Source organism: Leucobacter tenebrionis (assembly GCF_019884725.1).
Lineage (GTDB): Bacteria > Actinomycetota > Actinomycetes > Actinomycetales > Microbacteriaceae > Leucobacter > Leucobacter tenebrionis.
This window is the reverse complement of sequence record NZ_CP082322.1, coordinates 1,572,062-1,596,962: the sequence shown is the minus strand read 5'-3', so window position 1 is coordinate 1,596,962 and position 24,901 is coordinate 1,572,062. Positions and strand designations below refer to the sequence as shown.

Sequence of the window (24,901 nt, the reverse complement as noted above, 5' to 3'; positions counted from 1 at the left end):
GCCGGATCCACTCGTCAGACCCGGGTAGTAACCTGGACCGGTGACTGCGTCTCATGGACTCCGCGCCATCCCCACCGAGGATCGAGCCTGGCTCATGGCCGCGCTCGGCGACGCGCTGAACGGCGGTGCGCCCGTTCTGCCGGTCCCCGGCGGGCAGTTCGAGGACGAGGCCGTGCTCGCCCTGCAGCAGGCCGAGCTGCCAGAGGGCACCGCGGTGGTGGTGCGCACCTCGGGGTCGAGCGGCGTGCCCAAGTCGGTCGCCCTGTCGGCCGCGGCACTGCGAGCCGGGGCGGAGGCGACGCATGTGCGGTTGGGCGGAGCGGGGCAGTGGCTCGTGGCGCTTCCCGCGCACCTGATCTCCGGGCTGCAGATGCTGGTTCGCAGCGAGGTGGCCGGCATCGCGCCGCGCTTCTTCCCGACTGCCGAGGGATTCGATCCCGGTCGGCTGCTCGAGGAGGCCGAGCATCTCGAGGCCGAGCGGCGGTATGTCTCGCTGGTGCCGGTGCAGTTCTCGAGGCTGCTCGATCTGGCCGAGCAGGATCGCGACGCCGCCGACGCGCTGCGACGGTTCGATGCGGTGCTCGTCGGCGGGCAGGCAGTGCCGCTGCTGATGCGGCGCCGCGCGTTCGAGCTCGGGGTTCCGCTGAAGCGCACCTACGGCATGACCGAGACCGCGGGCGGTTGCGTCTACGACGGGGTCGAGATCGGCGACACCCGGGTGCGCATTCGCGAGGGCGAGGTGCAGCTCGCCGGGCCGTCGCTGGCGCTCGGCTACGTCGGCGATCCCGAGCTCACCGCGGAGCGTTTCATCGAGGACCGCGACCGCGACGGCACCGCGACCCGCTGGTACCGCACGGGCGATGCCGGTGAGCTGCTCGGCGGAATGCTGACCGTGACCGGGCGTCTCGACCGGGTCGTCATCTCGGGCGGGATCAACGTGTCGCTCGACGAGGTCGAGCGCGTCGTGCGTGATTTCGATGGCTGGTCGAGCGCCGTCGCGGTGGGAGCGCAGCACCCCGAGTGGGGGGAGCGGGTGAGCCTCGTCGTCGAGGCGGATCCAGGTGCGGTCGCATCCCCCGAACCTGTCGAAGGGGGCGAGCGCCCCGCGCGGGGCCGGGCCGCCACCCGGGCGAGCTTCGACGAGGTGAGCGCCGCGGTGCGGGATCGCCTCGGTGTCGCGGCGGCGCCCGTGTGGGCCACTGAGACCGACAGCATCCCGAGACTCGCGGGCGGCAAGCCCGATGTGCGAGCGGTCGAGGAGTGGTTGGAGCGTCTGCGGGCGAGCTTCCGCGAGACGCGGATCGCCGCGGGGGAGGAGCAGGAGTGAGCGCGAAGGATCGGCGCAGGTCAGGCAACCCGGCCGTGCGGGCCGCGGCCGAGCGGCAAGTCCAGGCCGGTGAGACGCCGAGGATCACCTGGCGCAGCTGGGTCGGCGGAGCGCGCCTGCGCACGCTGCCGCTCGCGGTCGCCCCGGTCGCCGCCGGATCCGGGATCGCGCATATGGTGCAGGGCTTCTCGCTGCCGCTCGCACTGCTCGCGCTCGCGGTCGCCGTCTTCCTGCAGATCGGCGTCAACTACGCCAACGACTACTCCGACGGCATTCGCGGTACCGACGAGTTCAGGGTCGGACCGGCCCGGCTCACGGGTTCCGGCCTCGTGAACCCCAAGAAGGTGCTCGCGACCGCCCTCGTGTTCTTCGCGCTCGCCGCCGTGGCTGGGCTCGTGGCCGTGGTCATGAGCGGACGCTGGTGGTTCCTCGCGCTCGGAGTGCTCGCGATCATCGCCGCCTGGTTCTACACGGGCGGCAGGCGCCCCTACGGGTACGCCGGCCTGGGCGAGGTGATGGTGTTCATCTTCTTCGGGCTTGTCGCGACCGTCGGCACGGTCTACCTGCAGACGGAGATCGAGACCCAGGAGGCCTGGGTGACCGGTGCCGCGGTCGGGTTCTTCGCGGTCGCCGTGCTCGTCGTCAACAACCTGCGAGACATCCCCACGGACCGCCTCGCGGGCAAGAAGACGCTCGCGGTGAGGATGGGGGATCGCGCCTCGCGCGCTCTCTACATCGTGTGCGTGCTGCTGCCGTTCGCGGTGCCGGCGCTGTACGGGCTCGTGAACCCCGGCATGGTGCTCGTGTGGTTCGTGCTGCTGATCGTGGCGCCCTGCGTGCTCATCGTCATCACCGCGAAGACGCCGCGCGAGCTGATCCTCGTGCTGCAGCTCACCAGCCTCGCCGCGCTCGCCTACGGAGTGCTCGTCGGTATCGCCTTCGCGTTCTAGCCGGGGCGCCGTCCCGCTATTCGGAGCTCACCCGTCTTTCGGATCGATCCGCGGGTTCTCATCCGAGATACGGGTGAGCTCCGAAGTCGTGGCCGGCTCGGCGGGCCCTCCCCGGGTGAAGCCCGGCACTGCGGGGGTCACTCCTTCGTCGCCCGCTCGGAGATGCGCACATCGAGCGGGAAGTCGACCGGGGCGCCGCCGAAGAGCAGTCGCCCCGCAGCCTCGGCCGAAGCTCGGACCGCGTCAGCGGCGGTTTCGGCCTGAGACGCCGGCGCGTGCACGATGACCTCGTCGTGCAGGAAGAACACGAGATGCGGGCGGCGTTCGAAGGCGGGGCCGGAGGCGGAGGCGGGATCGATGCGCTCATCGAGCGGCAGCGCGGCGAGCCGCAGGCGCAGTTCGGCCAGCCAGGCCAGAGCCCACTCGGCTGCGGTGCCCTGGACCACGAAGTTGCGGGTGAACCTGCCGAACTCGCGGGCCGCGCGCCGCGCTGCGCCCTCGTCGCGCGAGGTGGCCCCGGGAAGGCTCGCGCGCGATTGCAGTTCCGCCCACTCGGAGCTCGGCGCGGGGGAGGACCGGCCGAGCCAGGTCGACACGATACCGCCCTGCTCACCGACCTCGGCGGCGCGATCCACGAGCCGCATGGCGGCGGGAAACCCCTGTCTCAGCCGGGGCACCAGGCGGCCGCTGTCGCCGGTCGTGGAGCCGTACATCGCCCCGAGCACGGCGATCTTCGCCTCCTGCCTGGTGGCGACGATGCCGCTCTCCATGAGGCCCGAGTAGAGATCCTTCCCGTATCCGGCCGCGGCCATCGCGCGGTCTCCGGCCATGGCCGCGAGTACCCGAGGCTCGAGCTGCGCGACGTCGGCCGAGACGAGCATCCAGCCCGGGTCGGCCCTGAGCGCCGGACGCAGCGCGCGGGGCAGCTGCAGCGCGCCCCCGCCGCTCGACGCCCACCGGCCGGTGACCACCCCTCCCGGCACGTACACGGGGCGGTACCGGCCCTCGTGCACCCACTCGTCGATCCAGCTCCAGCCGTTCGCGTTCAGCAGCCGCGACAGCTTCTTGTAGCGCAGCAGCGGTTCGATCGCGGGGTGCTCGAACTCCGCGAGTTCCCAGCGCGAGGTCGAACCGGCGTCGATGCCCGCCCGCCTCAGGGCGCGAAGCAGCCTCGGCGGAGAATCGAGGCTCGCCTCGCGATCCCCGAGCGCCGCGCGCACCTCGTCGGCCACGGCCTGCATCTTCGCGGGCTTGAAGTCGCCCGGCGGCCGCGGGCCGAGGGCCTCGGTGAGCAGGCGATCGTGCTCGGCGGCATCCCACGGCACGCCCGCCGCCCGTAGTTCGACCGCGACGAGCGCGCCGGCCGATTCTGCGGCGAGCAGCAATCGCAGGCGCCCCGGATCGGTGCTCGCCGCGATCGCCTCGAGCTGCCGGTCGAACTCGGCGCTCACGGAGGCGGTGCCGTGCGGCACTGTGCTGGCAGGCCCGCTGGGTTCGTCGAGATCGAAGAGCGCGGTATCGGCCGACGGGCCCTCCGGCTCGGCCGTCGGTGCGGCATCCCACTCATGGGCGGCGAGCAGTGGGCCCCGATCCCGCACCAGCTCCGACTGCCGCAGGATCGCGTGCCCGAGCCGCAGATCGTGGCAGCGCTTCACGCGCACCCCGGCCGCGAGCAACTGCGGATACCAGCTCGGTGCGTCGCTCCACACCCAGCGCGGGGCAGATCCGCCTCGCTCCCGCTCCTCGACGAAGTCGGGCAGCGCCTCGCTCGCGAGACCCACCGATTCGCCGCGGGTGCCATCGGCGCGCACGTCGACGGCGGTCACTGCCCCGGTCCCATCGCGCCCCAGCAAGCACCACCGGGGTGCTGCGGTCGCGGTCGTCTCAGTCACAGCTCAACGGTACTGCGCACCGCCGGCATTCCCGCCCCGGCGGTCGCAGCGGCCGGGCCTCACCCCGAGAGGTCGAAAAGGGCTCCGGATCGCGAGAACCCGAGCCCTTTTCGACCTCTCGGCGGCTCGGCGTCCGCCCCGATCCCGATCAGCCGCGGATCACTCCGAGCGGGTGGGAGGGATGTGCTCGGATCCTGCCGGTCGATCCCGAACCGCCTCGGCACTCTCGTCAGCGAGATCCTCGTCAGCGACTGCCTCGACCGCGTCGACGGACTCGTCCTCGACGATGTCGTCGGCCGTGCGATCCCGATTGCGCCACTCGTAGATGCTCTCCGAGGCCGCCTCGCGCGGTTTCGCCAGCAGCAGCACCGAGAGCGACACGCTGATGAGCGCCGCGAGCACCGCCGCGATGAGCGCCGAGAGCATCATCGAGAACCGCAGCGACAGGCCCAGCACGTAGATGAGCGCGAACGGCACGGCGAAGAAGAGCAGACGCAGTGCGGTGTAGGTGATCCAGGCGGAGCGGGGGGTCTTCACCCGCCCGAGTGTACCGAGGCAGCCTGAACCGCTCCTGGCCGCCGATCCGCTGTCTGCCTCTTGAGCGGACCGCTATCTGCCTCTCAAACGCGGAGTGCCGAACTGCTGCAACCCCGACAGGTGATGCAGCAGTTCGGCACTCCACGTTTGAAGGGACTCGATCTTGCAGGATCCAATCTCGCAGGGTCCGGATCGGACTTCGGAGCACCGGGCCGGGAGACGGCCGGGATTGGTCCAGTTGGAATCGGTACGATGGGTATATGGTGCGGTTCGTGATTATCGGGGTCGTCATCGCCGTCGCGTTCACGCTGTATGCGCTGGTCGATGCGGCGATGACCGACGGATCGCGCGCCCGCGGCGTTTCGAAGCCCGTATGGGTGGTGCTCGTGGTGCTGCTGCCCGTGATCGGGGGCGTGCTCTGGTTCCTGATCGGCAAGGGCGCCACGCCCGCGAAGCGCCCGGTCGCTCCCGACGACGATCCTCGGTTCTCGGGAACCCGCATGTCCAAGGACGATCTCGACCTGCACATGCGCGACCTCGAGCAGCGCCTGCGCGAACTCGACGACGAGAGGTTCCCGGGCGAGGATCAGCCGCGCTCCGACAACGATCCCGACTCCACGGGCGAGGAGCAGGCGGGCCCCGACGACGACCCGGCTCAGAAGTGAGCGCGGCACCCTCCTCGGTCTTCGCGGTCGAGCTGCTCGGCGAGCTGATCCGCCGCGGCGTGCGAGACGTCGTCGTGTGCCCGGGATCGCGTTCTCAGGCGCTCGCGCTCGCCGCTGCAGCAGCGGAGCAGGCCGAGGCGATCCGCTTGCACGTGCGTCTCGACGAGCGCTCCGCCGCGTTCTTCGCGCTCGGGGTTGCATGTGAAACCGGTCTGCCGGCCCCCGTGATCGTGACGAGCGGCACGGCGGTCGCGAACCTGCTCCCGGCCGCGCTCGAGGCTCATGAGTCGCGGGTTCCGCTGCTGCTCCTCACCGCAGACCGGCCGGATGAACTGCGCGGTATCCGCAGCAACCAGACCACCCGTCAGGCGGGGCTCCTCGGGGCTGCCGCCCGTCTCGCGCTCGATGTTGCCTCGCCCGAGTTCGGTGCGGACGGAGATCTCGCCCGGGATCCGGATCGGGATCCCGCAGCTCTCGCCCGCCGCGCGCTGAATGCGGCCCTCGGAGAGCCCGGCGCGGCTCCGGCGGGGCCGGTGCAGCTCAATCTCGCGTTCCGCGAGCCGCTGTCGGGCACCCGGGGGTTCGAGGCGATGATCGGCCGCGGGTTCGCCGCCGCGGCCGAGGAGGGGGCGAAAGCTCGGGCGGATCGCGCGGAGCGCCGACGCGATGCCGGCTCGGGCGGCGATCCCGGTCCGGATAGTGCTCGCGGTCCTGGCAGCGACACCCACGTGCACCGCGGTGACGCCCTCGCCGTGGTCATCGCGGGCGAGGGCGCCGGTCTCGAGGCCGAGGCGTTCGCCCACGCGGCAGGTCTGCCGCTGCTCGCCGAGGTCGTGAGCGGAGTGCGTTTCGGGCGGGAGGCGATCTCGGGTTACGCGACGCTGCTCGACGCGCCGCGATCCGACGGTCCGCCGCTCGGCGAACTCGTCGAGCAGGCCATCGTGTTCGGGCACCCCACGCTCACCCGGCAGGTGCCGGCACTGCTGCGCCGCGACGACGTCGAGGTGGTCGTGGTCGATCCTCACCCCCTCGCCGAGCACTACGACCCGGGCCGCGATGCTCGCGTCGTGAGGGCGGCCGTCGTGGCCGAGGATCACGAGCCTCGGGCGCTGCGGCGCTGGCTCGGGGCCTGGGTCGTCGCAGACCGAGAGCTGCTGCGCGAGCGCACCACGGTGCACGAACCCGACCTCGACGCCGCCCTCGCGACGGGCTACAAGGAGCGCAGCGCCTACGCGCGCGCCGAGGTCGCGGTGATGCGCGAGCCGGTCTCGCGCGATCTGCTCGTCGAGAGCGTCTGGCGCGCGACCTGGCCGCACGACCGCCTGGTGGTCGCGGCCTCGCGGCTGGTGCGGGTGCTCGACGGGCTCGCCGCGCCGCGCCGCGTCGACGTGCACGCGAATCGAGGGCTCGCCGGTATCGACGGAACGATCGCGACCGCACTCGGGATCGCCGCTGCGAGCCAGGGCGACGACGACCCGGCGCGCGCCGCGGGTACTACCCGGGTACTCATCGGCGACCTCGCTCTGCTCCACGACGCCGGCTCGCTGCTGCTGCCCGAGGGCGAGGAGCACCCGCGGATCCAGCTGTTCGTCGGCAACGACGGCGGCGGAACGATCTTCGACGGGCTCGAGGTCGCGGGGGCCTCCGATCCCGAGCACTTCGCCCGCGTGATGCGCACCCCGCAGCGCGTCGATCTCGAGTCGCTCGCCGGTGCTTACGGGTGGGAGTACCGGAGCGTGGTCAACCGCGGCGAGCTCGAGAGACTGCTCACGGAGCCCGTCGCGGGACCGACCCTCGTCGAGGTGCCGCTCGCGGGGTAGGGCCCGCAACGGCTGCAGCAGGCATCGATCTTTCGGGGCGGACTACCCTACAGTTGGTGAGAGACCGACGGAGGGAACGGCATGCCCAGCGAATTCTGGATCGAGGATCCGTCCCGCCTGCTGCGGGTCGGCGCCGGCTTCGACCTGCGCGCGGTGGACCCCGACGCGAAACCGGGCACCGCGGCCCGCAAGGCCGAGGGCGCCGCCGAGCTGGCTCGCGCGGCGCAGGAGCTGCGCGGCCTGCAGGAGAAGCTCTTCGCGCAGAGCCGGCTCGGGGCTCCGGACCGCCTGCTCGTGGTGCTGCAGGCCATGGACGCCGCGGGCAAGGGCGGGATCGTCAACCATGTCTTCAGCCAGGTCGAACCGTACGGTCTCGCGCTCTCGGCGTTCAAGGCGCCGACCGAGGAGGAACGGGCGCACGATTTCCTGTGGCGAGTCGAGCCTCGGGTTCCGACGCCGGGGATGATCGGCGTGTTCGACCGTTCGCACTACGAGGACGTGCTGATCCAGCGGGTGCGCGGTTTCGCCCCGCCCGAGGAGATCGAGCGTCGCTACGGAGCGATCGTGGACTTCGAGCGCCGATTGGCGGAGGACGGCGTGCGCGTCGTCAAGATCATGCTGCACATCTCGCCCGAGGAGCAGGCCGAGCGCCTGCTCTCCCGCCTCGACGACCCCGAGAAGCACTGGAAGTACAACCCGGGCGACGTCGACGAGCGCGAGCTCTGGGCCGAGTACATGGAGGCGTTCAGCATCGCGATCGAGCGAACCGCCGCCGAGCACGCACCCTGGTACGTGGTGCCCGCGAATGCCAAGTGGTACGCGCGGGCGGCCGTGCAGCGCATCGTGATCTCGGAGCTGCAGCGGATCGACCCGCAGTGGCCCGAGGCCGACTTCGATGTGGCGGTCGAGCGATCCCGCATCGAACGGACGTCCGATCTGAGCTGGCCCTGAGTCGCGGGCTCCGTCCGCCCCTTCGACAGGCTCAGCGGGCGACCCCGCGGGCTCCCGCTACGCGGCGAACGCCTCGGTGATGGGGCGCAGCTTCGACACCGTCTCGCCGAGTTCGTGCTCGGGATCGGATCCGGCCACGATCCCGCCGCCGGCGCTCGCGATCACGGCCCGCGATCCCGACCCGTCCTCGGCGTCTTCGAGCTGCGCGCAGCGCAGCGCGATCACCCACTCGCCGTCGCCGGCCGCGTCGATCCAGCCGACGGCTCCCGAGTAGCGCCCCCGATCGAACGGTTCGAGTTCGGCGATGAATGCCACGGCGGCCGAGGTCGGCGTGCCCGCGACGGCGGCGGTCGGGTGCAGCGCGCCGACCAGCTCGATCGCGGAGCTGCGCTCGTCGAGTGCGGCACCGAGGTCGGTCGCGAGATGCCAGACGTTGGGCAGGCGCAGCGGGAAGGGCTCCTCGCTGGTGCTCAGATCCCGCACGTGCGGCGAAAGCGCCGTGACCACGCTCTGCACCGCGAAGGCGTGCTCGTGCTGCTCCTTGGCGCTCGTCAGCAACTCTGCGCGGGCGCGGGCGTCGCGCTGCGGGTCCTCGGGGTGCCGGGCCCGAGTGCCGGCGAGCACGCGTGCCGACACCGCGCCGCCCGTCGAGCGGATCAGCGTCTCGGGGCTCGCGCCCACGAGGCCGTCGACCGCGAACGTCCAGCAGTCGAGGTAGTGCTCGGCGAGGCGCCGCAACGGCACCCGCAGATCGGCGTCCGCGTCGATCCGCCCCTCCACCTGCCGGGAGAGCACGATCTTCTCGGCCTCGCCCCGAGTGATGCGACGACCCGCCTCGCGCACGCCGGAGATGTAGGCCTCGACTGATCCGCGTGCCGCACCCGTGCCGCCCTGGGCGGGATCATGCGGCTCGAATGCGGTGCCGAGCCATCGCCCCGGTTCGGCAGGGGCCGGTGCCGAAGGATCCGCAGGTGCCTCGTCGAGCGGTGAGATCTCGGTGACCCAGGAGATGCCTCGGTGGCGCGCGACGATGGTGCGCGGCACGATCAGTACGCTCTCGGCGGCACTGCGGTCATCGAACGCGAACGTTCCGAGCGCCACGAGGCCCGTGCCCGGCATGCGCACGGGATCGTCGATCTCCGCCGCTTCGGCGATGCGGCGCCAGTGCTCGGCGGCGTCGCGGAAGCGGTGCGGGCCGCGGAAGCTCAGTCGGAGCACCTCGCCGACTCCCACCAGGCCGCGGTCGTCGCGGTGCCAGAGCATGGGATGTCGGGGATCCGCGAGCGAGAGCAGGTCCAGCGGCTCCGCGAGGCTGCGCGTCACCGCGCGCAGCCGGGGCACCTCGGGCTCGTTCGTCACCCGCACCAATCTACCGGCTCGGCCTGTGCGCCGTCGCGACGCTCCCGTCTCCCTGGCCTGCACCCCGCCCCACCCGTCGCCGAGACCGACTGTTTCAGCGAGCACTGTTTCAGGGCCTCTGAAACGCTCGGTTTCGCTGGAACAGTCGGTCTCGGCGCGGGGACGCTGCGGCCCACGGGCGCCATGCGAGCTCTGAGGAACGAAGAGCTAGCATGGAGGGGTGACCCGACCCGACACCGAGACCAAGCGCGCCGCCGACGTTTCCACCATGTTCGACGAGGTGTCCCCTCGCTACGATCTGATCAACGACGTGCTGACCGTGGGCAACGATCGCCTGTGGCGCATCGCCACCACGCGAGCGGTCGCACCGCGCAAGGGCATGCGGATCCTCGACCTCGCGGCGGGCACCGGCACCTCGTCGGCCGCCCTCGCGGCGCACGGCGCCCACGTGACCGCCGCCGACTTCTCGGAGGGCATGCTGGCGGAGGGGCGCAAGCGGCACGCGGGCAACGAGCTGATCGACTTCGTCTGGGCCGATGCGACGCAGCTGCCCTTCGAAGACGACAGCTTCGACGCCGCCACCATCTCCTACGGGCTGCGCAACGTGAGCGATCCGCGCAAGGCGCTCGCCGAGATGCACCGCGTCGTGAAGCCCGGCGGCCGGGTCGTGATCGCGGAGTTCTCGACGCCGCCTTCGACGCTGATCCGCCGCCCCTATCAGCTGTACGGCCGTCACGTGCTGCCGCGCATCGCGGGGCTCATCAACCGCGAGGCGGCCGAGGCGTACCGCTACCTCAACGATTCGATCGAGGCGTGGCCGGATCAGGATGAGCTCTGCCGCTGGATGCGCGGGGCCGGGTTCGAGCGGGTTGCGTACCGCAACCTCACCTTCGGCATCGTCGCGCTGCATCGCGGCTTCGTCTCGAAGCCGGCGACCGCTGACGCGAAGCGGGGTTCGAAGCCGGCGGGCGCTGCTTCACAGACCCGGGGATCGAAACCGGGTACCTCGAAGACTGATACCTCGAAGACCGACAGTCCGAAGACCGACACCTCGAAGGGCGGAGCCACCCAGTGAGCCGTTCCATTGCCGAAGACACGGCCACCCAGGCGTTGCCCATGCGCCTGTTCAGGGGGGCGCAGGATCGTCGTCACGCGAAGGAGCTGCAGGAGCAGCTCGAGCAGATCGAGGTCGAGCTGACGGAGCACCTGCGCTTCGCCTCGCCCGTGGCCGACGCCCCCGCTCGCTATCTGATGGAGGCGGGCGGCAAGCGGATCCGCCCTATGCTCACCCTGCTCACGAGCGAGCTCGGCAGCGGCCCGAACGATCAGGTGCGCCGCGCCGCGCAGGCGATCGAGATGACGCATCTCGCGTCGCTGTACCACGACGACGTGATGGACGACGCGAAGCTGCGCCGCGGTGTGCCTGCCGCGCAGACGGTGTGGTCGAACTCGGTGGCGATCCTCGCCGGCGACCTGCTCTTCGCGCGCGCGTCCTCGCTCGTGTCGGGGATGGGCGAGGAAGCGATCCTGCTGCAGGCCCGCACCTTCGAGCGCCTCTGCCTGGGCCAACTGCACGAGACGGTGGGCCCGCAGGAGGGCGATGAGCCGATCGCCCACTACATCCAGGTGCTCGCCGACAAGACCGGCGCGCTCATCGCGACCGCGGCCCGTATGGGGGTGATGTTCGGCGGGGCTCCCTCCGAGTACGCCGATCCGGTGATGGAGTACGGCGAGCGCATCGGTGTGGCCTTCCAGCTCATCGACGACGTGATCGACCTGTCGCCCAAGAAGGAGCAGACGGGCAAGCGCGCGGGCACGGACCTGCGGGCCGGCGTGGCGACGCTGCCGCTGCTGCTGCTGCAGCAGAGCGCCGCCGCGGGCAATCCCGCCGATGCCGAGCTGCTCGGGCGGATCGACGCCGGAGTCGCGGCGATCCGCGAGGGGGCGGATCCCGGCGTGCTCGATCCCGAGGTCGAGCAGCTCCGCGCGCACGAGGCGACGCGCGAGACCGAGGCCACCGCGCACCGCTGGGCCGAGGAAGCGAAGTCGGTGCTCGGCGTGCTGCCGAAGTCGTCGGTGCGGCGCGCACTCGAGCGCATGGCGGATTCGATCGTGAACAGGGAAGGCTGAGAATGAGCAAGATGCGACTGGCGATCGTGGGGGCGGGCCCGGCCGGGATCTACGCGGCCGATCTGCTGCTGAAGGCGGAGCGCGACTTCGAGGTGGAGATCGACCTCTTCGAGCAGCTGCCCGCGCCCTACGGTCTGGTGCGTTACGGCGTCTCGCCCGACCACCCGCGCATCAAGGGCATCATCACGGCTCTCCGAGAGGTGCTCGACAGCGGCGACATCCGCTACTTCGGCAACGTGCGGTACGGGCAGGACATCACCCTGGCGGATCTCAAGCGGCACTACAACGCGGTGATCTTCGCGACGGGGGCGATCCGCGACGCCTCGCTGAACATCCCCGGGATCGACGCCGAGGGCTCCTACGGCGCCGCCGACTTCGTGAGCTGGTTCGACGGGCACCCCGATGTGCCGCGCACCTGGCCGCTCGAGGCGCAGTCGGTCGGTGTGGTCGGCAACGGCAACGTGGCGCTCGACATCTCGCGCATGCTGATCAAGCACGCCGACGATCTGCTGCCGACCGAGATCCCCGACAACGTCTACCAGGGGCTCAAGCAGAACCCCATCGAGGAGCTGCATCTCTTCGGCCGTCGCGGCCCGAAGTACGTGAAGTTCACCCCGCTCGAGCTGCGCGAGCTCGGCGAGGTGCGGGACGTCGACATGGTGATCGACGAGCGCGACTTCGACGTCGACGACGCCTACGCCGACGAGACTCTGTCGAAGAACAAGCAGGTCGTGGTGATGACCCGCATCATGGACAAGTGGCGCGCCGAGCAGCGGCAGCGCGAGGCCGGGGAGACCGAGGCCTCGTCGCGGCGCCTGCACCTGCATTTCTGGTCGAAGCCCGTCGAGGTGGTCGTCGAGGACGGTCGCGTGGCGGGGCTCAAGATCGAGCGCACCGCGCCCGACGGGCAGGGCGGGATCGTCGACACGGGCGAGTTCGAGGTGATCCCCATGCAGTCGCTCTACCGGGCCGTCGGCTACTTCGGATCGCCGCTCGACGAGATCCCCTTCGACGACGCCCGCGGCGTGATCCCGAACTCGCAGGGGCGGGTGCAGGATCTCGAGGGCGAGCAGATCCCGGGCGTCTACGCGACGGGCTGGATCAAGCGCGGCCCCGTGGGGCTCATCGGTCACACCAAGAGCGACGCGATGGAGACGCTCGAGTGCCTCATCGAGGATCGCGAGAGCTGGTGGCAGCCGGAGGCCCCCGAGATCGAGGCGATCCCCGAGCTGCTGCACGCGCGCGAGGTGCCCTACACCACGATCGAGGGCTGGCACCGGCTCGACGAGCACGAGCTCGGGCTCGGCGAGCAAGCGGGCCGCACCCGCATCAAGGTCGTGCCTCGCGACGAGATGACCCGCATCGCCCGCGCGGAGTAGGGCGCGTCCGGGGGCTCAGCGCTGCTGGAGCCCGACGAACATCTCCCGCCGCAGCGAGCCGACGTGCGCCCGGGTCACCGCCACCGCGGCCACCGGATCGCGGTCCCGGAACGCGGCGACGAGCGCGCGGTGCTCATCGCGGCCGGTTTCGAGCTGCTCCTGAGGGTAGGGGACGAAGTACCGGAGAAGCGCCTCATACACGGCGAGGTAGGCCGGCACCTCCTGGATTCCGCTCATCTCCGCGACGAGATGGTGGAATCGGACGTCGGGCACGTGGTGCTCCATCCAGTCGGCGGCCCGCTGCGACTGGTCGATCAGGGCCTCGAGCTCATCGCACTGCTCGTCTGCGGCGCGCAGTGCGGCCTCGTGCGCGATGGCGCTCTCCATGAGGCTCCGCTGGTCGATGAGACTCCGGATCGCTTGCTCGTCGGCCCGATACGCCGAGACGGACGAGTCCTGCAGGCGCGGGGGGGCATCCGAGACAAAGGTGCCGCCACCGCGCCCTGGGCGACGCACGAGTACGCCGTCCGTGACGAGGCTTTCGAGCGCGCGCCTCGCCGTGATCGAGCTGACTTCGAGACCTGCGGCGATCAGCTCCGTGCGGGGAAGCCGGCTTCCCGGAGCGAGCAGCGCGTGCTCGATCGAGAGCAGAATCCGCGCGCGGACGGTCTCCACCGCCGACAAACGCGTGACGGCGGCCGCGCCGGGCGCCGTGAAGAGCGCGAGGTCGACGGCATCGTCGTTGGAAGCGGAAGGGGCGACGGGCATGGCTTGAGTCTACCGAGCCGGCCACATATACTGATCAAACTGATCAAGTTCAAGTTGATCAATTCACATATCAGGGAGGCCGGCGATGGACCGCGGAGTGCTTGTGATCGGGCTCGCTCAGCGGGCACCGCTCCCCGTCGGTCGGAGCCTCGGTGCTTTCCGCGACGATGTCGCGCGCACGCTCGGGGCCCATCCGGAGATCGAGATGCTCGTCTACCCGGAGATGCACCTGCACGACGCGGGGCACCTCCCAGAGGCCGAGCGCGCCGAGGTGCTCGAGGCCGCCGCAGTAGCCCTCGATGACCCGTTCGTCACGGAACTCGGGTCCGTCGCCGCCGAGCATGGCATCTGGCTCGTCCCGGGCAGCATCGGCGAGCGCGCGGGGGACGGATACTTCAACACCGAGCTGCTCTTCGACCCGGAGGGGACGCTTCGGGCTCACTATCGCAAGATGTTTCCCTGGCGTCCTTTCGAGCCCCACCGGCCCGGTACGGACTTCGTGGTGGCCGAGCTCGAGGACGGCGGCGGCTGCCACGGGTCGATCGGGCTCTCCAACTGCTATGACGCCTGGTTCCCAGAGCACAGCAGACAGCTCGCCTGGCTCGGGGCCGACGCCATCGTCAACGTCGTGAAGACGACGAGCCAGGACCGCGAGCAGGAGCTGGTGCTCGCCAGGGCGAACGCCATCGTCAACCAGGTGTACGTGTTCAGCGTGAACTGTGCGGAGCCCGTGGGCCGAGGCCGCAGCATCGCGGTGGATCCTGAGGGCTGGGTCATCGGCGAGGCCGGCCTGGGGGAGGACACCCTCGTCGTCCGCTTCGACCCCGACCGTGTGATCGGCGTGCGTCGCGACGGCACGAGCGGCACGAACCGACCGTGGGCGCAGTTCCTGCCCGGCGACGATCCCGTCCCGCTGCCGATGTACGAAGGACGGATCGATCCCGGGCGCTGGGCGCCCGGATCCGGGTCCGCATCGCATTGACCTCTCCCGGCCGTCCAGGCCAGGGAGCCACCCCCCCCGATTGGAACAACGGAGTACCCATGTCGACATCCGCCGCTGCACCGCCGAGCCTCAGCCGCACCCTGCGGTTGCCCTCGCTCGTCATCTTCGGACTGGCCTACCTCACCCCGCTCATCGTGCTGGGCATCTTCGGTGTCATCGCCTCGGAGACTGGAGGCGCGAGCGCGAGCGCCTACCTGTTCGCACTCGTCGCCATGCTCTTCACCGCGAACAGCTACGGCCGGATGGCCGCGGCGTTCCCCGTGGCGGGCTCGGCGTACACCTACGTCCGACGCACGATTGACGGCCGCGTCGGGTTCCTCGTCGGCTGGGCGACCATGCTCGACTACCTGTTCCTGCCGATGGTGATCTGGCTGATCGGCGGCTCGTACCTCCAGGCGCAGTTCCCGGCCGTGCCGATGCCGGTCTGGATCATCGCGTTCATCATGATCACGACGGTGCTCAACGTGATCGGTATTAAGGTGGCCGACCGGGTGAACCTCGTGCTCATGAGCTTCCAGATCCTCGTCATCGTCTTCTTCGTGGTGCTCGCGTTCGCGGACGTCGCGCGCACCGACGGCGCGGCGGGGCTCGTGAGTGCCACGCCGTTCACCGGGATCGACGCCGGTGCGGCCGGAATCGCGGGCGGCGCGGCGATCGCCGCCTACTCGTTCCTGGGCTTCGATGCCGTGACCACGCTGACGGAGGAGGCGATCGAGCCCCGGCGCACTGTGCCGAAGGCGATCATGCTCATCGCGCTCATCGGAGGCGGCATCTTCGTGGTCGTCTCGTACGCCGTGCAATTGGTCCACCCGGGCGGCGCGTTCGAGAACCCCGACGCCGCCGCGTTCGAGATCGCGAACCGCATCGGCGGCGCCTTCTTCGGAGCGGTGTTCCTCGCGGCTCTCGTGATCGCGCAGTTCACCTCCGGCATCGCCGCGCAGGCTGCGGGGAGCCGCCTGCTCTACGCCATGGGCCGCGACGGCGTGATCCCTCGCTCGTTCTTCGGTCGGTTGCATCCGCGCTTCCGCACCCCCGTGCTCAGCATCCTCGCCATCGCCGCGGTGGGGCTCATCGCCATCTTCATGGACGTCGCCACCTCTACCTCGTTCATCAACTTCGGGGCGTTCCTCGCCTTCATCATGGTGAACCTCTCGGTCATCGCCTATTGGATGCGGGAGCGGCGCGAGGGCCGCGCGCACAGCGTGCTGCTCTACGTCGTGTGCCCCGCGATCGGCATGATCGTGATCGCATATCTGCTGACGCAGCTCGACGTGCACGCGATCATGCTCGGCTCGGCCTGGCTGGGGGTCGGGATCGTGATCCTCGCGATCGCGACCCGAGGGTTCCGCCGGCAGCCGCCAGAGCTCGCGGTCGACGCCGTGGACGCCGCCGAATAGCGGCCGGGCGGCGCGATCGCGGGCTCAGCCGTGCCGGTCGACGACGGCCGTTCATACGTCGGAGCCGTCGTACGCAGCCGCGATCGCGACGAGCTCGCGCCTGACACCCGAGAGGTCGCGGCGGGATCCCCGCCAGATCGCGGTGAACGGTCGCCGGATCGGCCCCGGCGCGATAGGAATGGCGCGGATGCGCCCGAGCCTGACATCGTCGTGCACGGTGAGCTCACTGAGCACGGCGGGTGCGACCCCTCGGGCGACGGCCGAGCGCACCGCGGCCTCCGTCGCGAGCGTGACGAGCGGGGGATTCGGTTCGCGGCCGAGTGCGCGCACGACCGCCTCCTCGAACGCCGCGCGGGTGCCGCTGCCGGATTCGCGCGCGACGAGCGCGATCGTCGCGAGGTCGGAGAGAAGGATCGAGGCGCGCTCCGCCCACGGGTGCTCGGGGGCGACCGCGGCGACCATACGATCGTGCCGCACGGCGACCGCCCCGAGGTCCGCGGGCGCTTCAGGTGACTCGATGAAGCCGAGGTCGGCCTCGCCGCCGCGCACGAGCGCGACGACATCGCTGCTGTTCGCCGTGCGCAGCGCGGTTTCCGCGGGGGTCCGACCCGCAATGCTCTGCGCGTTCCTCAGCTCGACGAGCCACCCGGGGAGCAGGTGCGCGGCGATCGTCTGACTCGCCGCGACCCGCAGCGTGCGGCCCGGTGCGCCGCGGAGCCCCGCGAGGCCCTCGTCGAGCCGATCGGCGGCCGCCAGCACGTCCCGCGCCCAAGCGAGCACGGCGTCCCCGTCGGCGGTCGGCACGACACCGGCGGGGGAGCGTCGCACGAGCTCGACACCCGCGAGCCGCTCGAGCCCCCGGATCCTCGAGGAGACCGCCTGCTGGGATATGCCGAGCTCGCGGGCGGCCGCCGAGAAGCTGCCGAGCCGCACGGCGCTGTCGAGGAGACGGAGCTCGGCGAGTGTGGGGCTGGGCATGATGCCCCAGGGTACAACCTCCGATTGTGGCCGGCAAGCGCCTGTCGGCTACCCGCAGGCACCCGGTGAGGGCAGGCTGGAGGCATGCAGCTCACTCCCGTCTCGACACTCCCGGTCCGGCTCGTAGCGCGTGGGCGCGAGGTGCTCCCGGGCGCGCTCGTCTGCGCCGCGATCGCGGTCGTCGCGACCGTCATCGGGCAGGCCGTCCCCCTCCTCGGCTCGGCCATTCCCGCTGTCGTGATCGGCGTCGCGGTCGCGTGCGTGCGCCGGCCATCGGCTCGTTTCGCGCCGGGAGTCGGCTACGCGGGCAAGTTCGTGCTGCAGTGCGCGGTCGTGCTGCTGGGCGCGCAGCTCTCGCTCGCGAGCATCGTCAGGGTCGGCGCCGAATCGCTGCCGGTGATGCTGAGCTCGCTCGTCGTGTGCCTCGCCGCGGCGTGGGGGATCGGCCGAGCCATGCGGGTCGACCGGGACCTGCGGATCCTCATCGGCGTCGGCACCGGGATCTGCGGTGCCTCGGCCATCGCGGCCGTGTCGCCCGTGATCCGGGCGCGCAGCTCCGACATCTCCTATGCGATCTCGACGGTCTTCCTCTTCAACGTCATCGCCGTCGTGGCCTTTCCCGCGATCGGCCGGGCCTTCGGCATGACGCCGCACGCATTCGGGCTCTTCGCGGGCACGGCGGTCAACGACACGAGCTCCGTGGTGGCGGCCGCGAGCGTGTTCAGCGCCTCGGCGCTCGGCTTTGCCGTGGTCGTGAAGCTCGTGCGCACCCTGATGATCATCCCGATCAGCGTGGGGCTCGCGGTCGTGGAGGCGCGCCGCGGCGGTGAGGGAGGCCGGCGGATGACGCCGGGCCGTGCGTTGCTGCTCGTGCCCTGGTTCCTCGTCGGCTTCCTGGTCGTCGCCGCCGTCTCCTCGACGGGCGTCGTCCCGCCGTCCGTCGTCGACACCCTGACGACGGTCAGCGTGTTCCTCGTCGCGACGGCGCTCGCGGGCATCGGTCTGTCGACGGACCTGCGCGCGATCCGGACCGCCGGCATCAGGCCGCTCCTGCTCGGCGCCGCGCTCTCCCTGCTCGTCACGGCGACGACGCTCGTCGCGATGACGCTCACCGGCTCTCTGGGGTGAGGGCGCCGAGTCGCTCCTCGGCGAAGTCGAGCAGGGACGATGCGCGCGGAGTGAGGTTCATGTCCTCGGGCCAGATGCCCACCACGTGGGTGACGGTGACGGGCGGGTCGAGCGGTCGCACGACCACCGGTCGGCCCTCCGGGCTCATCGGAAGCGTGTTGGGCCGCCACATGAGCAGCCCGTACCCGACTCCGCGGCCGACGAGCGCCTCGACGAGGCCCATCTCCGTGACCCGGGCCTCGATCGTGGGCTCGAGCCCGCGGGCGGCGAAGGCATCCGTGACGTTGACGGTGCCCGGGGTCGCATCGAACTGGATGTATGGTTCGGCGGCGAGATCCGGGAGATCCACGGTGTCGGCGGATGCGAGCGGATGTTCCGGATGCAGGTGGACCTCGAGCTCGGTCGGGTAGATTCGGCGGCGCCGGTATCCGACGGGCAGGGACACGTCGTAGACGAGCGCCACGTCCAGGCGGCCCGCCTCGAGCGCGGAGAGCAGTTCTTCATTGGTGCCGACCATGACGTCGACGTGTACCCCGGGGTGCCGCTTGGGGAAACCCTCGAGGAGCTCCGGTACCACGTTCGTGGCGAAGGTGTAGTAGCAGCCGAGCTTCACCGGCCCCCGTAACTCCTGACCTCGCCCTGCGCCCAGCACCAGCTCCTGCGTGTCGGCGACGATCCGGCGCGCCTGCTGGGCGAACTGCTGACCCGTCGGCGTGAGGGTGAGGCCGCGCGCCTTGCGGCGCACGCACAACTGCTCTCCCACCGCTCGCTCGAGGCTCGTGATGGCCTGCGACAGCGCGGACTCCGAGATGTGCAGATGCGATGCCGCAGCGCTGAGGGTGGGGAAGTTGGGGAGGGCGGCGAACAGCTCCAGCTGCCGCAGGCTCACGTCGACCATATGCCCTCACCCGCGACGACGCTCATCGGCCTGCTGCCGACCTACGCTCAGATCGGCGTCACGGCACCGATCCTGCTGCTCATCCTGCGCATCCTGCAGGGCCTCTCCGCCGGCGGGGAATGGGGCGGCGCGGTGCTCATGGCCGTCGAGCACGCGCCCGCGAATCGCCGCGGCCGGGCCGGGTCGTGGCCGCAACTCGGGGTTCCGCTCGGCTTCCTCCTCGCGTCGGGCATGACGGCTCTCATGACGGGCCTCGTCTCCCCGGGCGAAGCGTACCTCCAGTGGGGGTGGCGAGTGCCGTTCCTCGTGAGCATCGTGCTCATCGTCGTCGGTTTCGTCATTCGCCGCTCGGTCGATGAGAGCCCCGTCTTCGCCGAGATCGCGGAGCGCGGCAAGCAGACTCGGGTTCCGATCCTGACGCTGTTCAAGCACCACTGGCACCTCGTGATCCTCGCTGCGCTGGTGTTCGCGGGCAACGGCACCCTCGGCTACATGACGACGGGCGGGTTTCTCAACAACTACGCGATCAACGCGCAGAGCCTCGACACCACCTCCGTGCTCGTCGCAGCAGCGGTCGCGGCCGCCGTATGGTTCTTCTCGACGCTCATCGCCGGACGCCTCTCCGATGCGATCGGCCGGCGGGCCACGTTCCTCATCGGCTTCGCGCTGCAGGCCCTCGTCGTCTTCCCGGTCTTCTGGCTCGTCGACCACGGAGGTTTGCCCGGCCTCTACGCCGCGCTGATCCTCATCTCGACCAGTCTCGGTCTCACGTACGGTCCGCTGGCCTCCTGGTACTCCGAGATATTTCCCGCCTCCATCCGCTTCTCGGGCGTCTCGATCACCTACGCGATCGGGGCGATCCTGGGCGGTGCGTTCGCACCGATGATCGCGCAGATGCTGCTCGACGCCACCGGCACGACCGCCGCGGTCTCGGGGTATCTCCTCGCGGCCTCCCTTCTCGGCGGCGCGGCGACGCTGTGCCTGCGGGATCGCTCGGGGATTCCACTGGGTCCCGATCACGAGGCCGAGCAGGCGAGTGGAGCCACCGTGTTCGCGTCGCGCACCCCGGTCCCCGAGTTCGCAGGAACCCGATAGGGATCGTGCATGCTGCGCAATCCAGACAAGGAGAAGCAATGGTAAGTCAGGCCACCAGAATCGCGATGATCGGCGGGGGGATGGGCGGGCTCACCGCCGCGATCGCTCTGACGAGGATCGCCGGCGTCCAGGTCACCGTGTTCGAGCAAGCCAGCAGGCTCGGTGAGGTCGGGGCCGGCGTCACGGTCGCCCCGAACGCGGCGCGCGTGCTCGACAGGCTCGGCGTGCTCGAGAAGATCAGGCGGGTGGGAGCGGTCCCGGACGGGCACGGCGTCTATCTGGACGCGATGGGCAACCTCGTCACGGATGCGGCCTGGGAGGATTCGGGTCGGCAGTACCGGAACATCGGCATGTACCGGCCGGACCTCATCGATGCCCTCGCCGGCGAGGTCGACCCCGACACGGTCCGCCTCGGCCACCGGCTGACGTCGGTGGAGACGCTGGATTCGGGCGTTCGCGTCGAGTTCGACAACGGTGTGCAGGAGGTCTTCGACGCGGTAGTCGGAGCAGATGGCATCCACTCGGTGGTGCGGAAGGCCGTGGGACAGCATCCGGAGCCCGTCTACTCGGGATACCTCGTCTACCGCGGTGTGGTCGACGCGTCCCGCCTGCCCGACGACTGGCCCATGATCAGCCAGGTCTGGATGGGGAACAGCCGGCACTTCATGTGCTACCCCCTGCAGCAGCGCAAGCTGTTCAACTTCGTCGCCGGCATTCCGAGCGACAGGCCGCTCCACGGACCCTGGTCGGGGCCCGCGGAAGTGAGCGAACTCGCCGCCGAATTCGCGGGTGATGGCTGGGATCCGAGGCTCCAGCGCTTCATCGGAGCGATCGAGAAGACCTTCTGGTGGGGTCTCTTCGATCACGAACCCCTCACCAACTGGTCGCGCGGACCCATCACCCTGCTCGGCGACGCGGCGCACACCATGCTGCCGCACCAGGGCCAGGGCGTGAACCAGGCGATCGAGGACAGCATGGCCCTCGCCACCTTCCTCGCGGCTGCTGAAAGCACCGCTGATATCCCGGAGGCGTTCCGGCGCTACACCGCGGTGCGTATGCAGCGCACGGCGATTCTGCAGAACGGCTCCCGCAGGGCCGGGGCCATGTTCGACGCGCAGTACGAGTTCGCGAACCTCGAGAAGCGCGACGCCGACATCCGCGTCGGCCGAGATTTCCGCCGGAGCGCGGTGTTCGACTACGACGCCCAGAAGGTCGCAGAGCAGGCACTCAACCGATTCAGGAGGACTCCGGTCGCATGACATCGATCAGCATCATCGGCAGCGGCAAGATGGGCGCGGCGATCGCCGAAGTCGCCGCACGAGCCGGTTCGAACATCCAGATCATCAAGCGCAGCGCCGCGAGCGCGTCGGCCGCGCGCCCCGGGTTCGAGTACGGGGTCATGGGCGACGACCTGACCGGCGATCTCGTCGTGCTCGCCGTCCCCTATTCGGCGTATCCGAGCATCCTCGAGCTCTACCGGGATCAGATCGGTGAGAGGGTCGTCATCGACATCAGCAACCCGATCGACTTCTCCACGTACGACGCGCTGAAGTCGCCGCCCGACTCCTCGACCGCCGCCGAGCTCGCTCGTCAACTCCCCGAGGGCGCGGCCGTCGTGAAGGCGTTCAACGTCAACCTCGGCGACACGCTCGTCTCCGGTACGAACGGCACCACGACCACCACCGTTCTGTTCGCCGGCGACTACGCCGACGCGAAGGAGGCCGTCAGGGAGCTCATCGAGGCGGCGGGAATGCGGGCGGTCGACGCCGGCCCGCTGACGCGCGCACGCGAACTCGAAGCGATGGGCTTTCTGCAGATCATCATGGCCGCGCTCGGCAAGACGCGTTACGAATCGGGATTCACCCTGCTGCCGTGAGCGCTGCGCAACTGCAGCCAGACGACGAGCAGCTCGTCGGGATCCTCGAGGGCGACGCCGTAGTGCTCGCGCGCGCGGCCGAGCCGGTAGCGCACGGTGTTCTCGTGGATCCCGAGCTCTCGCGCCGTGCGCGCGACGTTGCCGAAGCAGCCGCACCAGACCGCGAGCGTCTCGGTCACTGACGGATCCTCGATGCGCATGCGCTCGAGCTCGGGCGAGCGCAGCTCGGGCGCCTCCTGGAAGAGCGCAGAGACCCGCTCGAAGACGAGTTCGGGGCGTAACGCCTCGACCGTGAGGAGCCGGCCGGCGGCTCCCTTCGACGGATCCGAACGCGGATGAGGATCGGCTCTCGCGTCGGAGCGCGCGGGATCGACGGCGAAGAGGCGATCCGCGAGTGTCCGCAGCGGCGCGACCTCGGCCGGACGATGAGCGATCCCCGGGAGCGCGACGCGCACGCCGTCGCCGAGCAGGCGACCGATGACCGGCAGCAGGGGCTCGATGAGCTCAGCGGGGGAGCGGGTGCTCTCCCTTTCGACCAGTGCGTAGACTCGGCCGGCACGCGCGGCCGTGACGGTCTCGGGTCGATGCAGTGCGAGGTGGCGGTGCACCGAGGACCGCAACTGGGCAAGGACCGACGGGGGCGCGTCATGCGTCGTCGCGAACGCGAGGAGCACACCCCCGCGCTCCTCGGAGATGCCGAGTTCTGCGAGTTCCGAGCCGGTGACGCCGGAACCGGTGACCCCCGCGCCGTCGAGCAGCGCCAGCAGCCGATGCTCCCGAGGCTGCTGCGCTGCATGGCCGAGGCGCAGATCCTCGAGCATGTACGAGGCCGCCAACTCGGCCGCGGCACGCAGCCGGGTGCGCTGCTCAGGTGTGATCCGCGCCTCTCCCGAACCGTCGATCGCCCAGATACTGCCGAGCGGCAGGCCGCCCGCTCGGATGGGGTAGGCGATCCGCGCCTCCTCATCGTCTGTGCGAGGATAGAGCACCGGTTCGTTCGCCCGCAGCACCGTGCGGTACTGGTCATCGTTGAGGGGCGAATCGGGCACGCGCCGGGTCAGGATCCCCTGGGTGCGCAGATCGTCGATCACCTGACCCGCCACCGCCGAGTATGCGACGATCCTGCGGCCCAGATCCTCGATCGCTACCGAGCCCCCGAACAGCTCCGCCAATTCGTTCGCGAGGGCGAAGAGCGGCTCCGAGCCGCGGTCGAGAGGGGCGCCGGCCGCACGGTCGTCGTTCAGCAGCCTCGTGAGGAGGGCATCGAGGAGGGCATCGGGCGGTACCGCACCCTCGAGCTCACTGAGAGAAAACCCTTCATCCATCCGATCAAGATATACGAAAACTCCAAACTTTCAGCCTCGTAAGCCTCATAGGGTGGTTGCACACCCGCAGAAAGAGGACGCCCGTGACCCACGATCCCACGCCCGCAGACGCAACCCGCCCCGCTCCCGAGGGAACCCGACTCGGCGAACTGTGGAGCATTCTGCCCGAGGATTCGACTCGCATCGACGGACCGGCCGGCGGCGAATTGGCCATCGGCGGAGTGGGCGTCACCGAACTCGCCGAGCGGTACGGCACCCCGCTGCACATCATGGACGAGGCCGGCCTGCGCAGGCAGATCCGCCGGTTCGTCGACGGAATGCGGGATCGCTGGCCGGGATCGGAGGTGCTGTTCGCATCGAAGTCGCTGCCGGTGCCCGGCATGTACCGCATCGCGCATGAGGAGGGTCTGTCGGTCGACGTGGCGGGCGGAGGAGAGCTGCAGCTGGCGCTCGCCGCCGGGGTGCGCCCCGAGAAGCTGCATTTCCACGGCAACGCCAAGACCGACGCCGAGCTGCGGATGGCGCTCGATGCCGGCGTCGGCGCGATCATCGTCGACAACGAGGATGAGATCGACCGCCTCGAACGTCTGCTCGAGCGGCCTCAGAAGCTGCTGCTGCGCGTGATCCCCGGTGTCGATGCGGAGACGCACGCCTCGCAGGCGACCGGCGGTGCGAAGTCGAAGTTCGGGCTGCCGGTCGAGCAGGCGGTGCGCGCGATCGAGCGCATGCGGGCGCACCCGCTCATGGATTTCGAGGGCGTGCACCTGCACATCGGATCCCAGATCCTCAACACGCATCAGTTCGCCGAGGCGGTGGCCAAGATCTCGACGGTCGGGGAATTCGGCACCTACGACGTCGGCGGCGGCCTCGGTGTCAAGTACACCTACGACGAGACGCCTCCGACCGTGGACGAGTACCTCGACGCGATCGTCGCCGCGGCGCGCGAGCACCTGCCGGCCGGAGCCCGCATCATGATCGAACCCGGGCGCTCGATCGTGGCCCGCGCCGGTGTCACGCTCTACCGCGTGGTGACGGTGAAGCGCACGGGTGACGTGTTCGTCGCCGTTGACGGCGGCCTCGCCGACAACCTGGACATCGCACTCACGGATCAGCGTTACGAGGCACTGCTGGCCGATCGCATCGACGAGCCCTGGACCGAGACGGTGCAACTCGTGGGCCGCCAGTGCGAGTCGGGCGACCTGTTCATCGATGGGGCTCCCATGCCGCCGGCGAAGCCCGGCGATCTCGTGGTGATGCCCGGCACCGGCGCCTACAATTACACGCTCGCGAACAACTACAACGGGGCACTCAAGCCCGCCATCGTGTTCGTGCGCGACGGTGAGGCGCGGCTCGTCACGCGGCGGGAGACCTACGAAGATCTACTCCGGCTGCACGCGCCGCTGCTCGAGAGCGGGCAGTAGCC

General features: G+C 70.3%; 22 protein-coding genes. 15 read left to right on the top strand and 7 right to left on the bottom strand.

Annotated features, from left to right (window positions below; translation table 11 throughout):
* The first annotated feature begins 40 nt into the window (after nucleotides 1-40).
* Nucleotides 41-1,327 carry an AMP-binding protein gene (locus KVY00_RS07420; RefSeq protein WP_255572823.1) on the top strand — a complete coding sequence of 429 codons (1,287 nt, stop codon included), beginning with the start codon at nucleotides 41-43 and terminating at the stop codon, nucleotides 1,325-1,327.
* Nucleotides 1,324-2,277: a 1,4-dihydroxy-2-naphthoate polyprenyltransferase gene (locus tag KVY00_RS07415; RefSeq protein ID WP_255572822.1), complete on the top strand. Its 954-nt coding sequence runs from the start codon at nucleotides 1,324-1,326 to the stop codon at nucleotides 2,275-2,277. The genes KVY00_RS07420 and KVY00_RS07415 overlap by 4 nt, the downstream gene beginning before the upstream one ends.
* Before the next feature lie 137 nt (nucleotides 2,278-2,414).
* Here KVY00_RS07415 and KVY00_RS07410 read toward each other — a convergent pair whose 3' ends face one another.
* Together KVY00_RS07410 and KVY00_RS07405 are read right to left on the bottom strand one after the other, a co-directional pair.
* Nucleotides 2,415-4,169 carry a bifunctional 3'-5' exonuclease/DNA polymerase gene (locus tag KVY00_RS07410; protein WP_223045038.1) on the bottom strand — a complete coding sequence of 585 codons (1,755 nt, stop codon included), beginning with the start codon at nucleotides 4,167-4,169 and terminating at the stop codon, nucleotides 2,415-2,417.
* 159 nt (nucleotides 4,170-4,328) lie between these two features.
* Nucleotides 4,329-4,706: a DUF4229 domain-containing protein gene (locus KVY00_RS07405; RefSeq protein WP_223045037.1), complete on the bottom strand. Its 378-nt coding sequence runs from the start codon at nucleotides 4,704-4,706 to the stop codon at nucleotides 4,329-4,331.
* A gap of 260 nt (nucleotides 4,707-4,966) precedes the next feature.
* Between KVY00_RS07405 and KVY00_RS07400 the strand changes: the two genes are divergently transcribed.
* The 3 genes from KVY00_RS07400 to KVY00_RS07390 all read left to right on the top strand — a co-directional run bounded on the left by KVY00_RS07400 (nucleotide 4,967) and on the right by KVY00_RS07390 (nucleotide 8,142).
* A complete protein-coding gene (locus KVY00_RS07400) occupies nucleotides 4,967-5,371 on the top strand; it encodes a PLDc N-terminal domain-containing protein (protein ID WP_223045036.1) in 405 nt (134 codons plus the stop codon).
* A complete protein-coding gene (gene menD / locus KVY00_RS07395; protein ID WP_223045035.1) occupies nucleotides 5,368-7,191 on the top strand; it encodes a 2-succinyl-5-enolpyruvyl-6-hydroxy-3-cyclohexene-1-carboxylic-acid synthase in 1,824 nt (607 codons plus the stop codon). Before KVY00_RS07400 ends, menD begins: the two co-directional genes overlap by 4 nt.
* Nucleotides 7,192-7,272: 81 nt before the next feature.
* The gene (locus tag KVY00_RS07390) at nucleotides 7,273-8,142 is read left to right on the top strand and encodes a PPK2 family polyphosphate kinase (protein ID WP_223045034.1); all 870 of its coding nucleotides are present in this window, start codon (nucleotides 7,273-7,275) and stop codon (nucleotides 8,140-8,142) included.
* A gap of 57 nt (nucleotides 8,143-8,199) precedes the next feature.
* Here the strand turns inward: KVY00_RS07390 and KVY00_RS07385 are convergent, their stop codons facing one another.
* A complete protein-coding gene (locus tag KVY00_RS07385; RefSeq protein WP_223045033.1) occupies nucleotides 8,200-9,501 on the bottom strand; it encodes an isochorismate synthase in 1,302 nt (433 codons plus the stop codon).
* Between the two features lie 220 nt (nucleotides 9,502-9,721).
* Here KVY00_RS07385 and ubiE point away from each other — a divergent pair, with 220 nt between their 5' ends.
* From ubiE to KVY00_RS07370, 3 genes are read left to right on the top strand one after another with little or no spacing between them, the layout of a single operon-like run.
* Nucleotides 9,722-10,576: a bifunctional demethylmenaquinone methyltransferase/2-methoxy-6-polyprenyl-1,4-benzoquinol methylase UbiE gene (ubiE, locus tag KVY00_RS07380; RefSeq protein WP_223045032.1), complete on the top strand. Its 855-nt coding sequence runs from the start codon at nucleotides 9,722-9,724 to the stop codon at nucleotides 10,574-10,576.
* Between the two features lie 41 nt (nucleotides 10,577-10,617).
* Nucleotides 10,618-11,631 carry a polyprenyl synthetase family protein gene (locus KVY00_RS07375; RefSeq protein ID WP_223045228.1) on the top strand — a complete coding sequence of 338 codons (1,014 nt, stop codon included), beginning with the start codon at nucleotides 10,618-10,620 and terminating at the stop codon, nucleotides 11,629-11,631.
* 2 nt (nucleotides 11,632-11,633) lie between these two features.
* Entirely contained in the window at nucleotides 11,634-13,010 is a 1,377-nt protein-coding gene (locus KVY00_RS07370; RefSeq protein WP_223045031.1) for an FAD-dependent oxidoreductase, read from the top strand.
* Between the two features lie 15 nt (nucleotides 13,011-13,025).
* On the opposite strand, the gene KVY00_RS07365 is transcribed toward KVY00_RS07370, so the two are convergent.
* Nucleotides 13,026-13,778: a FadR/GntR family transcriptional regulator gene (locus KVY00_RS07365; protein ID WP_223045030.1), complete on the bottom strand. Its 753-nt coding sequence runs from the start codon at nucleotides 13,776-13,778 to the stop codon at nucleotides 13,026-13,028.
* An 85-nt stretch (nucleotides 13,779-13,863) separates the two neighbouring features.
* Between KVY00_RS07365 and KVY00_RS07360 the strand changes: the two genes are divergently transcribed.
* Nucleotides 13,864-14,760, top strand: coding sequence for a carbon-nitrogen hydrolase family protein (locus tag KVY00_RS07360; RefSeq protein WP_223045029.1), 897 nt, complete (start codon nucleotides 13,864-13,866; stop codon nucleotides 14,758-14,760).
* A 59-nt stretch (nucleotides 14,761-14,819) separates the two neighbouring features.
* Nucleotides 14,820-16,178, top strand: coding sequence for an APC family permease (locus KVY00_RS07355; RefSeq protein WP_223045028.1), 1,359 nt, complete (start codon nucleotides 14,820-14,822; stop codon nucleotides 16,176-16,178).
* Between the two features lie 51 nt (nucleotides 16,179-16,229).
* On the opposite strand, the gene KVY00_RS07350 is transcribed toward KVY00_RS07355, so the two are convergent.
* Entirely contained in the window at nucleotides 16,230-17,156 is a 927-nt protein-coding gene (locus KVY00_RS07350; protein ID WP_223045027.1) for a LysR family transcriptional regulator, read from the bottom strand.
* Nucleotides 17,157-17,240: 84 nt separating this feature from the next.
* On the opposite strand from KVY00_RS07350, the gene KVY00_RS07345 reads away from it, so the two are divergent.
* Nucleotides 17,241-18,284: a YeiH family protein gene (locus KVY00_RS07345; RefSeq protein WP_223045026.1), complete on the top strand. Its 1,044-nt coding sequence runs from the start codon at nucleotides 17,241-17,243 to the stop codon at nucleotides 18,282-18,284.
* On the opposite strand, the gene KVY00_RS07340 is transcribed toward KVY00_RS07345, so the two are convergent.
* Complete coding sequence (locus KVY00_RS07340) at nucleotides 18,265-19,182, bottom strand: LysR family transcriptional regulator (RefSeq protein WP_223045025.1); 918 nt, start codon at nucleotides 19,180-19,182, stop codon at nucleotides 18,265-18,267. The genes KVY00_RS07345 and KVY00_RS07340 overlap by 20 nt on opposite strands.
* Between KVY00_RS07340 and KVY00_RS07335 the strand changes: the two genes are divergently transcribed.
* The 3 genes from KVY00_RS07335 to KVY00_RS07325 are packed head-to-tail and all read left to right on the top strand — an operon-like array spanning nucleotide 19,183 to nucleotide 22,153.
* Entirely contained in the window at nucleotides 19,183-20,277 is a 1,095-nt protein-coding gene (locus tag KVY00_RS07335; RefSeq protein ID WP_255572821.1) for an MFS transporter, read from the top strand.
* A 38-nt stretch (nucleotides 20,278-20,315) separates the two neighbouring features.
* Entirely contained in the window at nucleotides 20,316-21,536 is a 1,221-nt protein-coding gene (locus KVY00_RS07330; protein ID WP_223045023.1) for an FAD-dependent monooxygenase, read from the top strand.
* The gene (locus tag KVY00_RS07325; RefSeq protein WP_223045022.1) at nucleotides 21,533-22,153 is read left to right on the top strand and encodes an NAD(P)-binding domain-containing protein; all 621 of its coding nucleotides are present in this window, start codon (nucleotides 21,533-21,535) and stop codon (nucleotides 22,151-22,153) included. The genes KVY00_RS07330 and KVY00_RS07325 overlap by 4 nt, the downstream gene beginning before the upstream one ends.
* On the opposite strand, the gene KVY00_RS07320 is transcribed toward KVY00_RS07325, so the two are convergent.
* Nucleotides 22,123-23,478, bottom strand: a complete 1,356-nt coding sequence (locus KVY00_RS07320) for a PucR family transcriptional regulator (protein WP_223045021.1) — start codon at nucleotides 23,476-23,478, stop codon at nucleotides 22,123-22,125. The two genes, KVY00_RS07325 and KVY00_RS07320, sit on opposite strands and share 31 nt — an antisense overlap.
* An 83-nt stretch (nucleotides 23,479-23,561) precedes the next feature.
* On the opposite strand from KVY00_RS07320, the gene lysA reads away from it, so the two are divergent.
* A complete protein-coding gene (lysA, locus tag KVY00_RS07315; protein ID WP_223045020.1) occupies nucleotides 23,562-24,899 on the top strand; it encodes a diaminopimelate decarboxylase in 1,338 nt (445 codons plus the stop codon).
* Nucleotides 24,900-24,901: the final 2 nt, after the last annotated feature.

What these genes read in the sequence shown, in the direction of transcription:
- KVY00_RS07400 (WP_223045036.1), top strand. Translation starts at nt 4,967, where the DNA reads ATGGTGCGGTTCGTGATTATCGGGGTCGTCATCGCCGTCGCGTTCACG.
- KVY00_RS07390 (WP_223045034.1), top strand. Translation starts at nt 7,273, where the DNA reads ATGCCCAGCGAATTCTGGATCGAGGATCCGTCCCGCCTGCTGCGGGTC.
- KVY00_RS07375 (WP_223045228.1), top strand. Translation starts at nt 10,618, where the DNA reads ATGCGCCTGTTCAGGGGGGCGCAGGATCGTCGTCACGCGAAGGAGCTG.
- KVY00_RS07370 (WP_223045031.1), top strand. Translation starts at nt 11,634, where the DNA reads ATGAGCAAGATGCGACTGGCGATCGTGGGGGCGGGCCCGGCCGGGATC.
- KVY00_RS07365 (WP_223045030.1), bottom strand. Translation starts at nt 13,778, where the DNA reads ATGCCCGTCGCCCCTTCCGCTTCCAACGACGATGCCGTCGACCTCGCG.
- KVY00_RS07360 (WP_223045029.1), top strand. Translation starts at nt 13,864, where the DNA reads ATGGACCGCGGAGTGCTTGTGATCGGGCTCGCTCAGCGGGCACCGCTC.
- KVY00_RS07355 (WP_223045028.1), top strand. Translation starts at nt 14,820, where the DNA reads ATGTCGACATCCGCCGCTGCACCGCCGAGCCTCAGCCGCACCCTGCGG.
- KVY00_RS07350 (WP_223045027.1), bottom strand. Translation starts at nt 17,156, where the DNA reads ATGCCCAGCCCCACACTCGCCGAGCTCCGTCTCCTCGACAGCGCCGTG.
- KVY00_RS07345 (WP_223045026.1), top strand. Translation starts at nt 17,241, where the DNA reads ATGCAGCTCACTCCCGTCTCGACACTCCCGGTCCGGCTCGTAGCGCGT.
- KVY00_RS07340 (WP_223045025.1), bottom strand. Translation starts at nt 19,182, where the DNA reads ATGGTCGACGTGAGCCTGCGGCAGCTGGAGCTGTTCGCCGCCCTCCCC.
- KVY00_RS07335 (WP_255572821.1), top strand. Translation starts at nt 19,183, where the DNA reads ATGCCCTCACCCGCGACGACGCTCATCGGCCTGCTGCCGACCTACGCT.
- KVY00_RS07330 (WP_223045023.1), top strand. Translation starts at nt 20,316, where the DNA reads ATGGTAAGTCAGGCCACCAGAATCGCGATGATCGGCGGGGGGATGGGC.
- KVY00_RS07325 (WP_223045022.1), top strand. Translation starts at nt 21,533, where the DNA reads ATGACATCGATCAGCATCATCGGCAGCGGCAAGATGGGCGCGGCGATC.
- KVY00_RS07320 (WP_223045021.1), bottom strand. Translation starts at nt 23,478, where the DNA reads ATGGATGAAGGGTTTTCTCTCAGTGAGCTCGAGGGTGCGGTACCGCCC.